This is a genomic window from Planococcus liqunii (assembly GCF_030413595.1).
In the GTDB taxonomy this organism is placed as follows: Bacteria; Bacillota; Bacilli; order Bacillales_A; family Planococcaceae; genus Planococcus; species Planococcus liqunii.
On the sequence record NZ_CP129238.1, the window covers coordinates 2,631,252 to 2,648,089 of the forward strand.

The following is a 16,838-nucleotide window of genomic DNA, read 5'->3' on the forward strand; positions in this document are numbered from 1 at the left end:
TTATGAAGTTTGTAAAGAATGACCAGACTGCTGTATTCGCCCTCGGCGGACTAGGCGAAATCGGCAAAAACACGTATGGTGTCCAATTCCAGGATGAAATCATCCTGATTGACGCCGGCATTAAATTTCCGGAAGACGATTTGCTCGGAATCGATTACGTAATTCCGGATTATACTTACCTCGTTAAAAACGCAGATAAAATTAAAGGGCTGTTTGTCACTCATGGCCACGAAGACCATATCGGCGGAATTCCTTATCTTTTGAAAAAGATTAATATTCCGGTGTACGGCGGCAAACTTGCTTTGGGCTTGCTGCGCAAAAAATTAGAAGAACATGGTTTGCTTCGCCAAACCAAAATGATTGAAATTGAAGAAGATGACGTGATTAAATTCAGAAAAACTTCCGTCAGCTTTTTCCGTACGACCCACAGTATTCCCGATGCTTTTGGCGTAGTTGTCAAAACGCCGCCCGGAAACATTGTGCATACAGGAGATTTCAAATTCGATTTCACTCCAGTCGGCGAACCTGCCAACTTGTTAAAAATGGCCCAAATCGGCAGTGAAGGCGTTCTGTGCCTGCTTTCAGACAGCACGAATGCTGAAGTTCCCGACTTTACTATGTCGGAACGCAAAGTCGGAGAATCAATCAAGGACATCATGCGCAAAGTTGATGGCCGTCTGATTTTCGCCACTTTCGCTTCCAACATCTATCGTTTGCAGCAAGTAACCGATGAAGCTGTGGCCCAAGGCCGCAAAATCGCGGTTTTCGGACGAAGCATGGATAATGCCATGACCATCGGCCGCGAACTTGGCTACATCAATGCTCCGGAAGATGCGTTTGTCGATACACAGACTTTGAATCGCCTTCCGGCAAATGAAGTGCTTATTTTATGTACCGGTTCCCAAGGTGAACCGATGGCTGCCCTTTCCCGGATTGCCAACGGCACGCACCGCCAGATCCAGATTCAGCCGAATGATACAGTCGTCTTCTCGTCTTCCCCGATCCCGGGCAATACGAGCAGCGTAAACCGCACCATCAACTTGTTGTTCCGTGCAGGAGCGGATGTTATCCACGGTTCGTTGAATAACGTCCATACTTCCGGCCACGGCTCACAGCCTGAAAACAAATTGATGCTGCGCTTGATCAAACCGAAATTCTTTATGCCGATCCACGGCGAATACCGGATGCAAAAAATGCATGCCCAATTAGCTGTAGATTGCGACGTTCCGGAACAAAACACGTTCATCATGGAAAACGGCGATGTTCTGGCACTTGGCCAGGATGAAGCTTCGGTTGCCGGCCGCATTCCTTCCGGCGATGTTTACATCGATGGCAGCGGAATTGGGGATATCGGCAATATCGTCCTTCGCGACCGCCGCGTCCTATCCGAAGAAGGATTAGTGATTGTTGTAGTCAGCGTCGATATGGAGAAAAATAAAATGGTCTCCGGACCGGACATCATTTCACGCGGGTTTGTCTATATGCGCGAGTCCGGCACCATGATTTATGAGGCTCAGCAAATGCTGAACCGCCACCTTAACAAAAAAATCCATGGCAAGAATACCGAATGGACAGAGTTGAAAAACGAAATCTCTGATGTCCTGGGACCGTACTTGTATGAAAAAACAAAACGCCGTCCAATGATTTTGCCGATCATCATGGAAGTCTAGAAAAGTGAAAGCGCCTGTCTCAGTCCTGACAGGCATAAGCCGGCCCTCCGCAGTGGTGTTCTTTACCACAGCGGAGGGTTGGCTTATGACCCGAGGGATTAGGCGCTGCAGCTAGACATTAGAAAAGTGAAAGCGGCCGTTAAGGTTCGGCAGGCATAAGACGGTCCATCGAAGCGGTGTGTTTTTACCGCATAGATGGGCTGACTTATGACCCGAGAACCTGGCCGCTGCAGCTAGAGACTAGAAAAGTGAAAGCGCCTGTCTCAGTCCCTCTGGGCTGCAGCTAGCCGTCAGAAAAATTTTAGTGACCACAAACTGAAAAAGGAAGCTCCGGAAATTCGGAGCTTCCTTTTTTATGCCCAAAAAACCCGTCCGCTCCAGGAGTTCCTGAAACGGACGGGTTTTCATTTTCCCGGTGTTTAGTTCAATACTTTTTTCTCGAAGCGATTAATATCGGCGTCTGAACCGATAATAATCAGCACGTCTCTCAGCTCAATTTCCATATCGGCCTGAGGCGACACAAGAATTTCTCCGTCCCGCTTGATGGCCACAATGTTGATGCCATACTTTGCCCGGATATCCAGTCCGATCAATGTCCGCCCTGCCAGTTTATCATTGGCCTGAATTTCAGCAATGGAATGTTCATCGGACAGCTCCAAGTAATCCAACACATTGTTGGACAGCATATTATGGGCAATACGGATGCCCATGTCGCGTTCAGGATGCACTACTTGGTCGGCGCCGATTTTGCTCAGCACTTTGGCATGGTAATCATTCTGTGCCTTAACGGTGATTTTTTTAACGCCGATTTCTTTTAGCATCAGCGTAGTTAAAATACTCGCTTGAATATTTTCGCCGATGGCTACAATGACATGTTCGAAATTACGGATGCCAAGCGACCTCAGCACCGATTCGTCGGTCGTATCCGCCACAATAGCCTGTGTGGCAATCGAAGCGTATTCATCGACCCGCTCCGTATCTTTATCGATCGCCATGACATCTGCGTCTTGTTCGATCAGTTCACGGACAATGCTGCCGCCAAAACGCCCAAGGCCAATGACCACAAATTCTTTTTTCATATGAATCCCCCAAATCATCTATTGGCATTAGTTTATCACATTCAGCCAATTTGGATACATGCCATAAAAAATCCCCGCTTATCTGCGGGGATCTAGTGGCCGTTGCGGCCGTCTTTCGCAATATTCACAGCTGTCGTCGCTGCATTTCTCTTCACGCCATTCGTTGCATGTTGAACAATAGCTTGCATCAAATTCATCATCAAAGGTCAATGCGGACAAACATGTATGGCAATACGTATGGACATCCATCCAGTTGATAAATTTTTTGTTTGCCACTAAGTAAAGACCTTGTTCGTCCTGTTTATAATTCATAATAGAAGATTTCTGGATAACACGATTTTTCGGATCCAAGAAAAAATTCATTTTGCCATTCACTATTATCACTCCCACAGTATTGGTCGGGCTCGTTCATTTTTATTTAAATTCACTTTATTGGTTGGATAAGGAAAATTAATATAAACCAAAGCTTTTTTACCATTTCTTTATAATAGTAAATACTCATGGCAAAAAGCAATAGATACGATTAAAGAAATCAAAATAATTATTATATCTTGTATCCTAGCAAAGATTTTGTATAATAAAAGATGTTGTTTGTAAACTTAAAATCTATTTTAACTAAACTTTCATTTCTAACAGTTTACTTATACTAAATTGAATCGGGTGGAAAAGCATGCAAATTGGAACTAAAATCAAACGGCTTCGCTTGAAAAACGGATTAACACAAGAAGAGCTGGGCGAACGTACAGACCTTAGCAAAGGTTTTATTTCACAGCTGGAAAGAGATTTGAATTCCCCTTCGATTGAGACCTTATTCTCCCTTCTGGAAGTTCTTGGAACTACACCGAGAGAGTTTTTCGATGACTCCGATAAGGAAAAGAAAGTGGTTTTTACGACAAATGAACACACCATCCATACCGACGAAGACATGGGCTATGAAATCGACTGGCTGATCACCACTTCCAATAAGAAGGAAATGGAGCCTGTTTATCTAACCTTACAGGAAAAAGGCCAATACAAACAGTTTGAGCCTTCTCTAGCCGAAACATTCATCTATGTGTTGGAAGGGAAAGTACGGCTTCTGCTGGGCGACGAGGAATATTTGGCGACAGCCGGAGACTCGCTCTACTACGAAGCGTCTGATCATCACCAATTAATCAATGCATTTAGCGGAAAATCCGAAATGATTATTGTCGCTACTCAATCTTATTTATAAACCAGGAGGTATCGTATGTCTGACACACCTATTATCCGCTTTGAAAACGTCACCCAACAATACGAAGGAGCCGGAAACGTGCTCAGCAATATTAGCTTTGAATTGGAACGAGGCAAATTCTACACACTGCTTGGCCCGTCTGGCTGCGGGAAAACAACGATTCTTCGGCTGATCGCCGGATTCATCACACCGACTACCGGCGATATTTACATTGAAGGAAAAAAAGTCAATCATTTGCCGGCAAACGAACGTCAAGTAAACACCGTTTTTCAGGACTATGCCTTATTCCCTCATTTGAATGTTTTTGAAAACGTAGCATTCGGACTTCGCATCAAGAAGCTGAAAAAGGCGGAAATTGACCGCCGCGTCAAAGAGGCTCTGGAATTTGTCAACTTGAAAGGCTACGAAAGCCGGGAAATCCAGGAAATGTCCGGCGGCCAGCGTCAACGAGTTGCGATTGCCCGTGCCATCGTCAACGACCCGGAAGTGATCTTGCTCGATGAGCCATTGTCGGCGCTTGATTTGAAATTGCGCACTGAAATGCAGTACGAATTGCGCGAATTGCAGCAGCGTTTAGGCAAGACCTTTATTTTTGTCACTCATGACCAGGAAGAAGCACTGGCGATGTCGGATGAAATCTTTGTTATGAACGCAGGAGAAATTCAGCAAAGCGGCACGCCGATCGACATTTACGACGAGCCGATCAACCGCTTTGTGGCTGACTTTATCGGTGAATCGAATATCGTTTCAGGCGAAATGGTCGCCGATTACCGGGTCCGGTTCGCCAACAAAGAATTTGACTGCGTGGATGCCGGTTTAAACCCGAACGAAAATGTAGAAATCGTCATCCGTCCGGAAGATCTTGAAATTACAACCGTAGCCCACGGCAAAATGGCTGTGACTGTGGATACGCAGCTTTTCCGAGGTGTCCATTACGAAATTTCCACCTTGGATGAAGCTGGCAACGAATGGCTCGTGCATTCGACTAAGAAAGCGGAAGTCGGTTCGCTGATCGGTTTGGCTTTTGACCCGGAAGCGATTCACGTTATGCGCTTGAACGAAAGTGAAGATGCATTCGATGCACGGCTTGAAGCATACGGAGAAATGGCCAATGAAAAATAATTCCCGTCCGCTTTATATGGTTCCTTATTATCTGTGGATTGCGCTTTTTGTAGTTGCTCCCATCGTCTTGATCGGCTATTATTCATTTTTGGACTTGGACGGCAACTTCACGCTGGATAATTACCAGAACTACTTTTCTTCCGTTTACTTGCGGCTGACCTTGAGTTCGTTCTGGTATGCGTTTCTAATCACATTCTTTTCAATCCTGATTGCCTATCCGACGGCTTATTGGCTGACAAAGACAAAACATAAGCAATTGTGGCTGCTGCTCATCATCATCCCGTCTTGGATTAATTTATTGCTAAAAACGTATGCGTTCATCGGCATCTTTGGCTTGTACGGCCCTGCCAATAAATTTTTAAGCACGATCGGCATAGGCGAACAGCAAATTCTTTTTACCGACTTTAGTTTCATTTTCGTTTCAGTTTATATCTTTATACCGTTTATGATTTTGCCGATTTTCAACTCACTCGACAAATTGAATCCCGCGCTTATTGATGCTTCACGGGATCTCGGAGCTTCTTCCTGGATGACTTTCCGGAAAGTGGTCTTCCCGCTTGCAATCAATGGGGTGAAATCGGGAGTACAGGCTGTTTTCATCCCTGCCCTGTCTCTATTCGTGATCACGCGCCTGATTGCCGGAAACAAGGTCATTACACTGGGAACAGCGATTGAACAGCAGTTCCTCGTGACTCAGAACTGGGGCATGGGGTCCACCATTGCCGTATTCCTGATTTTATTTATGTTCATTATTATGATGGCTACGGGCCAGAAAGATAAAGGAGGCGCTGAACATGAGAAAGTTAAGTAAACTGGGTAAAGTCTATTTGGCGGCCGTCTTCTTTATCTTATATGCCCCGATCTTTTATTTGATTTTTTATTCGTTTAACAGCGGCGGCACAATGTCGAGCTTCGACGGTTTTACGCTTGAGCATTATGCAGCGGTTTTTAACGATACGCGTCTCATCATCATTTTGATGAACACCGTCATTGTCGCATTGTTGTCGTCGTTGATTTCGACGGCGATCGGTGTTCTTGGCGCCATCGGCATTGTGTTTCTGCGCAACCGCAAAATGCGCAATGCCGTGCTGTCGCTTAACAACATCCTGATTGTCAGCCCGGATGTCATCATTGGTGCTTCGTTCCTGATCCTTTTCACCATGATTGGCGTCAAGCTCGGTTTTGCTTCCGTACTGATTTCACACATCGCATTCAGCATCCCGATTGTCGTCATCATGGTTTTGCCGAAACTCCAGGAAATGAGTTCCAGCTTAATTGATGCCGCAGCGGATCTTGGGGCATCCAAACGTGATATTTTGACGCGCGTCATCATCCCGTATATCAAGCCCGGAATTTTCGCCGGATTTTTCCTGGCGCTTACCTACTCACTTGACGATTTTGCCGTTACGTTCTTTGTGACGGGCAACGGGTTCTCCACTTTGTCTGTTGAAATTTATTCCATGGCACGCGCCGGCATTACATTGACGATCAATGCCCTTTCTGCTTTAATCTTCGTGGTGACGCTCGGGCTGGTGGTCGGCTATTACTTCTTTAATCAGCGGGCGCGCACCGTTGGAACAGGAGGCCAGTAATCATGAAAAGCATCATCCAAACAAGCATTGCTATTTTAGTTGTTTGCGCGCTGCTGTTATACGGCGTATCAGCGCTGGAGAAAAGCTCTGCGACAAGCGGCGGCGGCTCCATCACGATTTACAACTGGGGCGAATACATTGACCCGGAACTAATCACGCAATTTGAAGAAGAAACGAATATCAATGTCGTCTATGAAACATTCGATTCGAATGAAGCGATGATGACAAAAATTGAGCAAGGCGGCACTTCCTACGATGTGGCCATGCCTTCCGAATACGCTATCGAAAAAATGAAGGAAAATGACCTGTTGATTCCGATTGACCAGGAAAAAATTCCAAACCTGAAAAATATCGATCCTTACTTTTTGGATTTGCCATTCGATCCGGGAAATGAATATTCGATTCCTTATTTCTGGGGAACTGTTGGCATCGCCTTTAATCCGACGCTTCTGGAAGGGCAGACTTTTGAAAGCTGGGATGATTTATGGGACCCCAGCCTCGAGCAGGAAGTCATAATAGTGGATGGCGCCCGTGAAGTCATCGGCATGGGTTTGAATAGTCTTGGGTATTCCCTCAACTCGCGCGATGCGTCCGAACTGCGGGAAGCCACCGACAAATTGAAAACCTTGGGGCCGAACATCAAAGCCGTGATCGGCGATGAAATCGTTGAAATGATGCGCCGGGAAGAAGCTGCAGTCGCCTTGACCTGGTCCGGCCAGGCCGCAGATATGATGTTCGTCAATGAAAACATCGATTTTTCCGTTCCGGAAGAAGGTTCGAATCTATGGTTTGACAATATGGTCATCCCGAAAACTTCCAGCAACGTGGATGGTGCCCATGCATTCATCAACTTTATGCTGGATGCAGAAGCTGCCGCACAAAACACGGAATACGTCGGATACTCGACGCCGAACCAAGCAGCTATAGCCTTAATGGACCCGGAAGTGACAGGCGACGAGCGCTTTTATCCGCCTGAAGAGCTGCGCGAGCGCCTCGAAGTCTATGAAAACTTGGGACTTGAAATGCTTGGCATTTACAACGAATTGTTCCTCGAGTTTAAAATGGATATGAAAAATTGACAGGCAGATTATTCTGCCTGTTTTTTTCTTGGATTAGCGGGTATTGTAATTAGACCCGTATGTGATAAACTTTTAGACACACGAAATAATAACGAAAGAAGGACAATATATGGCCGCAAAGTCAAATAAATTTGCTTTATATGTATTGATGTTCAATATGTTTATTGCAATGAGCGGAATCGGATTGATCATTCCAATCATGCCGGAATACTTGGATACATTCGGAGTAGCCGGCCAGGCGCTTGGCACGTTGATTGCCACGTTCGCTTTAGCCCAGTTTCTGTTCTCCCCGCTTTCCGGCCAGCTGTCAGATAAATACGGCCGCAAAAAACTGATCATCTTCGGTTTAGTCATTTTCGGACTGTCCCAATTGGTGTTCGGTTTAGCCAGCCATTTATGGATCCTTTACCTGGCACGCTTTTTCAGCGGCCTCGGCGCAGCGTTTTTGATACCGCCGATGATGGCGTTTGTTGCGGATATCACAACTTTTGAAGAACGCGGAAAAGGGATGGGCCTGCTCGGCGCCTCCATGTCACTCGGCTTTATGGTAGGCCCGGGATTCGGTGGATTTTTAGCTGAAGTCAGCCTTCAATTCCCATTTTATGTTGCCACTACTGTTGCCATCTTGGCCGCCGCTATTTCTTTTATCGCGCTGCCGAATGTGGCGCCGACCGTGCCGGCTGTTCCGCCTAAAAATGAAAATTTGCTGCAGCAGCTAAAACGTTCAGTCTATACCCCGTATTTCGTCATGCTGCTTGTCATGCTCATTTTTGCTTTCGGCCTGGCGAACTTCCAGTCGACCATCGCGTTGTATGTAGACAAGAAATATAACTTCTCGCCAAAAGAAATTTCTGTTTTGATTACCGTTGGCGGTTTCGTCGGGGTCATTGTCCAAACGTTCGTCATCAACTGGCTCTTTAAGCGGTATGGCGAAATGAAAGTTATCCTCGTCAACTTGCTGATTTCAGCCGCTGCCATGATCGGTGTGCTATTCGTCCATACATTTTGGACAATTTTGCTTGTGGCCACTATATTCTTTACAGCTGCATCGCTCTTGCGACCGGCCATCAACACCTTGATTTCAAAACTGGCCGGCACCGACCAAGGCTACGCTGCCGGTATGAACAACGCCTATATGAGCCTGGGCAATATGATCGGCCCGGCATTAGCCGGCATCCTTTTTGATATTGATATGAGCAGCCCATACATTTTCGGAGCCATCATTTTGATCACTTGCTTCCTGATCGCCAACACTTGGTCTTCTAAAAAACAGCAGCTGCTTGCAGCCAGCAGAAGTTAATTAGAAAAGCGGAAGCGCCCGATTAGCTCCGACAAGCGCTGGAGGACTGGGTTGTGATGGCGTTCTTTGCCATCACGGACCAGGCTGAAGCGACTCGAGGGGCTGGGCGCTGGAGCTGGACAACTAAGAAAAGCGAAAGTGCCTGTTCAGCCCCGACAAACGCGAATAAAGACAAAACAAAAAGCGAAAAAGAGATCAACTTCTCTTTTTCGCTTTTATTAATTGCCCGATCGTTTGATCAGTTTGTTCCGTTTCTGCTTTCTTTTCTTTTTTCCGGCTCGGCATTCTTAGCCCGAACCGGCGAATGGTGATATCTGCAAAAAACAGCAGCATCGCTAACAGCAGCAGAAATTGCTGAATCGGTTTTTGGCTTCCGCTTTCATACGGAATGTCCCGCATGGCTTCGTCCAGGGATTTAAGAACCTGTCCTCCGCTTCGCTCAGCAAGCGTTGTGAGCAACGGCAGATTCGGATTGCTGATTTTGTATTCAGCGCCGTATGGCACCGTCAGGCCTGTCCTATAGGATGCCCCGCTTTCATTGGAAATACTGAAGAACACTAAACCCGGTTCTGCGTCCATCGTGACTTCAATTTCCCCGGGTGCAACCGGTTCGCTTTTCAGCGGCACTTCATTCCCTTGTTCATCAACCGCTGTGACATTGATGATGGCTGATTTTCGGGAAGGGTCTTCAATGGCATAAACGCCTTGCTGTTTTGCGGTGACCGAGAAAGGAATTTCGGCGAAAGACGGCAGCAATTCGGACACGGTACGGTTCCAGAAAGCCGGCCAGTTTTGCCAGGATTGGAAGTCTCCGCTCCAACCTCCGCTTCCGGACGTGTAGGCGATGGTTTTTCCAAGGCCGTAATTCCAAGTCGCGAGCACCGGATCTTCTTCTTCGCTTTCAAGCGCAACAGACGCTGTGCTTTTCGCAGTTGTTGCAATATAGGCGTTCATTTGCGGCACTCCCGCATTGAACAAATCGTTCCAGCGGCTGTTGTAAACAACCGGATGGAACGGTTTGTCGACAATATAAGTCCGCGACATCATGATTGTCTCTCTCGACAAAATGGCCGGAATGGTCGTGGCATCGGTGACATCGTAATAGCGGCCGCTGCCAGTCATTGCCAGGCTTTCCAACAGATTTTTATCTGCGTCACCGCCGATGGAGACCGTCGACAAGGTGACGTTTTTGTCTTTGCCGTCTTCAATCAAGCTGTCGTAATCGTTTGAAGTCGCTGATTGGCCGTCCGTCAACAAGATGATGTGCTTGCGCTGCAATTCCAAATCTTCCAGCTGGCTATAAGCTTCTTCCAAAGAGCGGTAAATTTCTGTTCCTCCGCCAGGTGCCACGGACAGAATTTTATCGGCTGCCTCTTTTGGATCAGCCAGTTTCTCGGTCGGCACGATTTGCCATGGCTGGTCGTCAAAGGCAATGACGCCGACTGTATCGTCTTCGCGCAATAATTCCACGGAGCGCGCGGCAGCTTCTTTCGCCAATTCCATTTTGGTGCCGGCCATGCTGCCCGACCGGTCCATGACAATGACCAAGCCAAGCGAAGGCAGTTCGTGCTTGCCTTTAACTTCCATTTCAACCGGCAAAATTCGTTCGATCGGCGATTTGAAATAGCCGCCAAGGCCAAAACTCTGGTCACCCCCGACCATCATAAAGCCCATACCGAATTGCTGGACGGCCTGCTCGATCACCGCCATTTGCTGGCTGCCGACCGATGTACCGGAAACATTGTCGAAAATGACGGAATCGTATTGCAGGATGGACGACAAATTCGCCGGCAGCTGATTAGCCGCAATGGCCGTAACGCGGATGTTTTCCGTGTCCAACACTCCGGGAATCGGGCTCGTCTCGCTGCCGCTGACCACCAGCACTTCCGGGTTGCCTTCCACTTCGGTGATGCTGATCAAGGCATTGTTTTCCAGGAACGCGTCCCCCTCAAATTCCAGCCGGGCTTCGTATTTCGCCATGCCCTCTTCAAGTGCGGGATACGTATAAGAGAATAAATTCTCCCCTTCTACAAGCGAAATTTTCTGCCGGTCAAATTCTTGATCATTTTGAGAAAACACCAATTGCCCCGTCGTCTCCCTGTCCGAATCGATAGTGACAGAAAACGCTTGTGCTTCTCCTAAAAAGGCATCTGCAGGCGTCTCAAAACTGACAACGGCTGCATCATTTTTCTCTGCTTGTTCAAGTGGCAGGACGTCAATTTGGATCCGGTCCCGGTCCAGCCGGTTCAAGCTTTCAAGAGCAGAAGCCTGGGTTTCATTGCCGTCTGTCAGGACGACCAGCCGCGTGGCCAAATCCGTATCGCCGCTATTGGCAGCCAGTTCAATTGCCCGGGCAAGATTTGTATGGCGCCCATCGCCCTGCGCCTGTTCTCTCGGCAGCGGTCGCGGCTCTTTCGCAACCGGCAAAAGCGTCTGGAAATCTTCCGCGAAAGTGTAGACCCCTATGTTTTGTGAATCTTTCTTATTTGAAATGGCTGTTTCAATTGCGTCGGCTATTTCTGCTTCCAAGCCTTCCATTGAAGCAGAGCGGTCCATTAGAAAAATAATTTGTTCTTCTTGCGCTGGCTGGTATGCAGCCGGCTCTGCCAGTGCAAAGACCAAAAGAGCAACGGTCAAAAAGCGTATGGCGTAAACAAAGCGATAGAGTGGGGCATACTTTTTAAAGTTTCGGTAGCCGAGCAGCCCAAAATAGGCAATGACCGGTACAAGCAGCCAAAGCCACAATGGATTATCTAAGCGCAATTCCACGTCGGTACACCTCCCATTCCGCCACCAGCAAAATCAGAATGAACAACAAAATGCCTGGTACGAGAGAGAAACGGACGGTTTCTTCTTCACTCGCTGCTTGTCCGATTTGATAAGCCGCTCCCGTTTCAAGCGTTTTTTCTTCATTGCTCAGCTGAACAATCATTTTCAAGTTTTCACTGCCGCTCGCTACATCATAGATGCCGGGTTCAGCAGGTGCGATAAAAGGCCCTTCTCCTTCAAGATAGGAGGCCATGTAATTGCTTCCTTTAAAGATTTCCCATTCCCCTGAACCGGAAGCAAGTGCTACAGAACGGTGTTCGTTCGGCTGGAAAAAGCCGAGAAAACTTTCACTTCCTGCCAATTCATTGACTGCGCTCCATAAAAATAATGGAAACGAAGGGCTTAGCGGCCAATCGGTGGACTGGATATCTGCCAGGACAATCAGGTCCCCTTCCGGCGAAACTTGGATAAAGGGTTTGCCGTCGATTGAGGCAATGGTTTCATAGTTTTCAAAAGCCGGATAGAGATGCGAAACGTAAACTTCTTCAAGTTCGGCGTAGGTGAATAAAGGATGGTCCGTTGTTTCAATTTGTCCAGGTGCTTCGCTCGCTGTTTCATCGTTTCTGCCCATCAATAAGACAGGTGCATCCCCGGCCAGCAGCTCTGTTTTGTTAGTGACGATCGGCGCGCCTTTTCGATTTGCCAGTTGGTCGGGAGCGAGTGATGTTACTTTCATGCCCAGCGAACTAAAGCCGCTAGCCACCAGTTCGTGGAGGCTGGAATCAATAAAAATAGCATCGATGGGCTGCTGCATATAAGAAGCCATGGCATTGTCGGCCTTATAATCATCATCGATTGTTAACGTTGCCTCCCATAACTTTCCTGCTGGCAAGCCTTCTACAGGCGCCAAAATTTCTTCTTTCGGTTCCAGTTTGATAGCCGATTCTTTTTCTATTTCTCCATTTGATAAGCGCAGGGCGCCAGACATCGGTTCGCTGCTTTCGTTGACCACTTGCACGATTGCCCGTATTTCCCCTTCTGTTTCCGCCAAACCGAATTGGCGGATCGACACATTGCGCAACGGCTCGTCGATGCCGTGGACCGCATACACCTGATCAGTTTTGCCTGCTAAAGCCGTTCGGTCAAGAGCGTCCGTAAAAATGTGGATTACGGTTGATTCGCTGTCGACCAGCGTTTCTGCAAACAGCAAAGTTTGTTCCATCTGGGCATTTTCATAACTGACTTGCAGTTGTTCTATCGCTTGTTCCAGCACTTCAAGATCCCGTTCATCCCGTACCAGGACTTCCGGGCTTTGGCCGGTTTTCACGATTGTCACCGGTTTTCCGCCTGTTTGCTGCAGCAACCCGCCTATTTTTTCTTTTTGCTGTTCAAAATGGCTGGGACTTCCGGCAAGCATCGTTGCCGAAGTATCGACCACAAATATAAACTCATTGCCTTCAAGCGTATCCGAATTGAAGTAAGGCTGGAGAAGGCCTAATACACAAAGCAAAAGGGCTGCTAATTGAAGATAAAAAAGCAAATGGTGCTGGAGTTTTTTCAGATAAGGGGAAGCCTGAATTTCTTTCATCGTTTCCTGCCAGAACAATGTCGAAGAAATGGGCTGGTCTTTGTATTTCTTCCGGAAAAAATAATACAAAATGACTGCAAGCGGCATGAATGCCGTCCATATCCATCCCCAGTTTTCAATTCCCATGCCGCTTCACCTCATTCAATCCAATTTTTCCGTGCCAATTGTTGAAACAGGACGTGCTGAATGCCTTCTTCGATGTCAATCTGCATATAATGAACCCCGTGCTTCGCGCATAAAGATTTCAATCCTTCGGTGTGCACGTTCCGTTTATTTAAATACGTCTGCAACGACTGATTGGTCATTGTCACATTAAAGGCGTCTCCCGTTTCTTCATCAATCAAACGTATATCGCCTTTAAAATTCGGCATCCGTTCTTCTTCAACCGTCAAATGCAAAAAACGGACATCGTGCGAAAAGCGCGGCACTTGCCGAAAAAAAATCTGCCAGTCTTCCAGCGGCTCCAAGCCGTCTGAAAGCACAAACAATACCGTCGAATCTTTGGCCGCATAGAAACTTGCATCTTTTGCAAACGATAATTTCTCAGGCTGCGGCAAATTCGATATAAAATGCTCATACAGTTTTCGGGCTGATTTCCCTTTTTTCCGAAACGGCGCAATGGCCGATTGGCCCGCAGAGACAGTCAGCCGGTCATCATGGCTCAACACCATCAACCCGAGTGAAAAAGCCAGTTGCTTGGCAAACAGCCACTTTCCTTCCATCGACTTTGAACTGTCGATCAAGAGATGGACGCGCATTTCCTGTTCATCCAGAAAACGCTTAATGTAAACACGGTCGGTACGCGCATAAACATTCCAATCCACATGGCGGACATCGTCCCCTGGATGATACTCCCGGAAATCGGAAAAATCCAGGGACGAACCAAAGCGGGCAGAACGGTGAGAGCCTTTGTGGTGTCCGCGGATTTTCGATTTGGTGGCAACGGAAAGACGTGCAATCCGTGTGATCCAGTCTCCTGGCAGACCCAGTTCCGTCATTTCAATACGCCTCTTCCGGCACCGCTCGCCACTAAATCAATCAGTTCATCCGTGCTGATGCCCGTCGCTTCTCCTTCATAATTCAATAGGAGGCGATGGCGAAGAACCGGTTTCGCCACATGTTTCAAATCGCCGATGGACACATGGTAGCGGCCTTCAGTCAATGCGCGCGCTTTTGCCAAACGGATCAAACTTTGCAGTCCCCGAGGTCCGCTGCCGTATTGAATAAACTGCCGCACCGGCTCGTACTCGGATTGCGCAGGATGCGTATTTTGAATCATATCCACCGCGACCATCAAAATATCTTCTGCAATCAGAACCTCTTTCACCATTTCCTGAGCTTCGATCAAAGCAGCCGTATCCATCTTTTTCTGCAAACGGATGGAGAGCGAACCTGTCGTCCGCCTGCTGATTTCGGCCAGTTCTGCACGCGTCGGATAGGCCACAAGGATTTTGCATAGAAAGCGGTCCATTTGCGCTTCCGGCAAGGGATAAGTGCCTTCCATTTCAATCGGGTTTTGGGTGGCCAACACAAAAAATGGCCGCGCCATCTTTTTCGTATCGCCTAAGATGGTCACCGTCTTTTCGCCCATCGCTTCAAGCAAGGCGCTTTGGGTTTTCGGCGTCGCCCGGTTAATTTCATCGGCAAGCACCATCTGGTGAAAAATCGGCCCTTCCCGGAACGTGAATTGCTGACGGCCATCGGCATCCCGTTCAATCAAACTGGTCCCCGTAATGTCAGTCGGCATCAAATCAGGGGTAAACTGAATTCGTGAAAAAGATAAATCAAGCACTTCGGAAATTGTGCGGATCAGCATCGTTTTGCCGAGCCCCGGCAAGCCTTCCAATAATGCATGGCCATCTGCCAAAATCGCATAAAGAGAAAACTCGATCGCTTCTTCCTGCCCAACGATAAAATGGCCAATTTCTTCTCGCACTTCCTGCAAACGTCCGCTCATTTCAGTGAATTGTTCCGGTTTAAACGTCATATCATCCCTGCTTTCTATTGTTCTGATTCAATTGAAGAAAAGTACTGCTCGACCACTTTTTGCAAATCCGGAGGCAATTCCAGTTTTTCGGCACTGGAGAAATAAGAATCCGAATACTGGCCGACTACGTCTCGATACGGGCGGACTTCTCCGCGTTCAGCAGGGACAACCGCTTCCTGTTCATCCGCCGCTTCTCCTTCTCCTAACTCGCCGCTGTCTACTTCCGTTTCTCCTGTCCCTCCGATTCGGGAAGGCACTGTCAAAAGTTCTCGGTTGCCCTGTCCAGTTCCGGCACCTTGTCCTTGTCCCTGTCCATTGCCTTGACCCTGACCTTGTCCTTGTCCCTGTCCATTGCCTTGACCCTGGCCTTGACCCTGTCCTTGGCCTTGACCCTGTCCTTGGCCCTGTCCTTGGCCTTGACCCTGTCCTTGGCCTTGACCCTGTCCTTGACCTTGACCTTGGCCTTGACCCTGTTCTTGCCCCTGTTCTTGGCTCTCGCCTTTTCCTTGGCCGGTTCCAGGCTGTCCAGAGGAAGTTGCGGCATTCTCGCCGTTGCCGGTTTGCGTTTCTGCATTTCCGGCTTTTGCCGGGTCGCTATTGGCGATGGTGCGCTGCAACGGCAAATTGACGGGTTTCCCCATATTGCTTAGGGCCGTTTGGGTTTTCCCGGCTTGTTCAGCCAGCTTGTCAGCAGCCTCTCCCCGTTCTTTGCTTTCCTGCTGTGCCGCTTCCCCTTTACTTTCTGCTAATTGTTGTTTTTGAAGAGCCAGCTCTTTCTGCTTTTTCACCACTTCTTTTAACGCCTCTTCAGCTTTTTTGCTTTCCGCCACTTTTTCTTGCAATTCCTTCATCTCTTTTTTCAGCGGTTCGGATTTCGCCTCTTTTTCAATTTTTGCCACTTGTTTTTCAATCTGGCTGATTAAATCCAGTTCTTTTTCCGTGTCTTTCGCTTCTTGCTGCAGCGTGCTTGGGAATAAGAGCAGCAAACTTAAAACAACAGCAGCCGCTAACGAAGCCAGCAGCCATTTGCTAAGCAGCCACTGGCGCGGTTCTTGTTTAAATAGCTGATAACTGTGCGGCAGCATTTCTGCGGTTTTATTCACAAGTGCAGTTGCCAGTTCACCTGAGCCTTCTGTTTGCCAAGCCGTGAGCAGCTGGTTATGCGGAGTGAACCGGTCGAGCTCGGTGACCGCTTGATGCTGGTCCGGCAGCCTGCGCATGGAAAATGCCAGCCCCACCACTAATGCCACTGCTCCGGCAGCATATGCATAAAATTCATAATAAGGAAGCATAAACAACCGTGACAGGAACAGCAGCAGCACGGCTGCTGTCAAGCCGATCAACAGCGCTTTTTGAAGCGATTGGCTGATGTGCACACTTTTCAGTCGTCTTGCGGCTCGTTGGACAAAGCCGGCAATGTCCCGGTTGTTCACGTAAAT

14 protein-coding genes are annotated in these 16,838 nt (G+C 47.9%); 7 read left to right on the top strand and 7 right to left on the bottom strand.

Annotated features, from left to right (window positions below):
• The first annotated feature begins 2 nt into the window (after positions 1-2).
• Positions 3-1,670, top strand: coding sequence for a ribonuclease J1 (rnjA, locus tag QWY22_RS13340; RefSeq protein WP_036807100.1), 1,668 nt, complete (start codon positions 3-5; stop codon positions 1,668-1,670).
• A gap of 419 nt (positions 1,671-2,089) precedes the next feature.
• Here rnjA and QWY22_RS13345 read toward each other — a convergent pair whose 3' ends face one another.
• Complete coding sequence (locus tag QWY22_RS13345) at positions 2,090-2,749, bottom strand: potassium channel family protein (protein ID WP_300981321.1); 660 nt, start codon at positions 2,747-2,749, stop codon at positions 2,090-2,092.
• A gap of 78 nt (positions 2,750-2,827) precedes the next feature.
• Complete coding sequence (locus QWY22_RS13350) at positions 2,828-3,061, bottom strand: hypothetical protein (protein WP_300981322.1); 234 nt, start codon at positions 3,059-3,061, stop codon at positions 2,828-2,830.
• Between the two features lie 358 nt (positions 3,062-3,419).
• Between QWY22_RS13350 and QWY22_RS13355 the strand changes: the two genes are divergently transcribed.
• The 6 genes from QWY22_RS13355 (at position 3,420) to QWY22_RS13380 (ending at position 9,055) form a co-directional block, all read left to right on the top strand.
• Entirely contained in the window at positions 3,420-3,962 is a 543-nt protein-coding gene (locus tag QWY22_RS13355) for a helix-turn-helix domain-containing protein (protein ID WP_300981323.1), read from the top strand.
• 15 nt (positions 3,963-3,977) lie between these two features.
• Positions 3,978-5,084, top strand: a complete 1,107-nt coding sequence (locus QWY22_RS13360) for an ABC transporter ATP-binding protein (protein ID WP_300981324.1) — start codon at positions 3,978-3,980, stop codon at positions 5,082-5,084.
• Positions 5,074-5,895 carry an ABC transporter permease gene (locus tag QWY22_RS13365; RefSeq protein WP_300981325.1) on the top strand — a complete coding sequence of 274 codons (822 nt, stop codon included), beginning with the start codon at positions 5,074-5,076 and terminating at the stop codon, positions 5,893-5,895. The genes QWY22_RS13360 and QWY22_RS13365 overlap by 11 nt, the downstream gene beginning before the upstream one ends.
• Positions 5,879-6,676, top strand: a complete 798-nt coding sequence (locus QWY22_RS13370; RefSeq protein ID WP_300981326.1) for an ABC transporter permease — start codon at positions 5,879-5,881, stop codon at positions 6,674-6,676. The genes QWY22_RS13365 and QWY22_RS13370 overlap by 17 nt, the downstream gene beginning before the upstream one ends.
• A gap of 2 nt (positions 6,677-6,678) precedes the next feature.
• Positions 6,679-7,755 carry an ABC transporter substrate-binding protein gene (locus QWY22_RS13375; protein ID WP_300981327.1) on the top strand — a complete coding sequence of 359 codons (1,077 nt, stop codon included), beginning with the start codon at positions 6,679-6,681 and terminating at the stop codon, positions 7,753-7,755.
• Positions 7,756-7,864: 109 nt separating this feature from the next.
• On the top strand, positions 7,865-9,055 hold the full coding sequence (locus QWY22_RS13380; RefSeq protein WP_300981328.1) for an MFS transporter: 1,191 nt from the start codon (positions 7,865-7,867) through the stop codon (positions 9,053-9,055).
• Between the two features lie 195 nt (positions 9,056-9,250).
• On the opposite strand, the gene QWY22_RS13385 is transcribed toward QWY22_RS13380, so the two are convergent.
• Genes QWY22_RS13385 through QWY22_RS13405 form a run of 5 tightly spaced genes read right to left on the bottom strand, consistent with a single transcriptional unit; the run spans position 9,251 to position 16,832 of the window.
• On the bottom strand, positions 9,251-11,824 hold the full coding sequence (locus QWY22_RS13385) for a vWA domain-containing protein (RefSeq protein WP_300981329.1): 2,574 nt from the start codon (positions 11,822-11,824) through the stop codon (positions 9,251-9,253).
• Positions 11,805-13,538, bottom strand: a complete 1,734-nt coding sequence (locus QWY22_RS13390; RefSeq protein WP_300981330.1) for a vWA domain-containing protein — start codon at positions 13,536-13,538, stop codon at positions 11,805-11,807. Before QWY22_RS13390 ends, QWY22_RS13385 begins: the two co-directional genes overlap by 20 nt.
• Before the next feature lie 11 nt (positions 13,539-13,549).
• Positions 13,550-14,410 carry a DUF58 domain-containing protein gene (locus QWY22_RS13395; RefSeq protein WP_300981331.1) on the bottom strand — a complete coding sequence of 287 codons (861 nt, stop codon included), beginning with the start codon at positions 14,408-14,410 and terminating at the stop codon, positions 13,550-13,552.
• Positions 14,407-15,399 (bottom strand): AAA family ATPase, encoded by a 993-nt coding sequence (locus QWY22_RS13400; protein WP_300981332.1) that lies wholly within the window; start codon positions 15,397-15,399, stop codon positions 14,407-14,409. Before QWY22_RS13400 ends, QWY22_RS13395 begins: the two co-directional genes overlap by 4 nt.
• 14 nt (positions 15,400-15,413) lie before the next feature.
• Positions 15,414-16,832, bottom strand: coding sequence for a DUF8809 domain-containing protein (locus QWY22_RS13405; RefSeq protein WP_300981333.1), 1,419 nt, complete (start codon positions 16,830-16,832; stop codon positions 15,414-15,416).
• Between the last annotated feature and the right edge of the window lie 6 nt (positions 16,833-16,838).

Bases quoted from the DNA above. Each gene is read 5' to 3' on its own strand.
- QWY22_RS13365 (WP_300981325.1), top strand. From the start codon at position 5,074: ATGAAAAATAATTCCCGTCCGCTTTATATGGTTCCTTATTATCTGTGG.
- QWY22_RS13375 (WP_300981327.1), top strand. From the start codon at position 6,679: ATGAAAAGCATCATCCAAACAAGCATTGCTATTTTAGTTGTTTGCGCG.
- QWY22_RS13395 (WP_300981331.1), bottom strand. From the start codon at position 14,410: ATGACGGAACTGGGTCTGCCAGGAGACTGGATCACACGGATTGCACGT.
- QWY22_RS13370 (WP_300981326.1), top strand. From the start codon at position 5,879: ATGAGAAAGTTAAGTAAACTGGGTAAAGTCTATTTGGCGGCCGTCTTC.
- QWY22_RS13390 (WP_300981330.1), bottom strand. From the start codon at position 13,538: ATGGGAATTGAAAACTGGGGATGGATATGGACGGCATTCATGCCGCTT.
- QWY22_RS13355 (WP_300981323.1), top strand. From the start codon at position 3,420: ATGCAAATTGGAACTAAAATCAAACGGCTTCGCTTGAAAAACGGATTA.
- rnjA (WP_036807100.1), top strand. From the start codon at position 3: ATGAAGTTTGTAAAGAATGACCAGACTGCTGTATTCGCCCTCGGCGGA.
- QWY22_RS13400 (WP_300981332.1), bottom strand. From the start codon at position 15,399: ATGACGTTTAAACCGGAACAATTCACTGAAATGAGCGGACGTTTGCAG.
- QWY22_RS13360 (WP_300981324.1), top strand. From the start codon at position 3,978: ATGTCTGACACACCTATTATCCGCTTTGAAAACGTCACCCAACAATAC.
- QWY22_RS13345 (WP_300981321.1), bottom strand. From the start codon at position 2,749: ATGAAAAAAGAATTTGTGGTCATTGGCCTTGGGCGTTTTGGCGGCAGC.
- QWY22_RS13380 (WP_300981328.1), top strand. From the start codon at position 7,865: ATGGCCGCAAAGTCAAATAAATTTGCTTTATATGTATTGATGTTCAAT.
- QWY22_RS13350 (WP_300981322.1), bottom strand. From the start codon at position 3,061: ATGAATTATAAACAGGACGAACAAGGTCTTTACTTAGTGGCAAACAAA.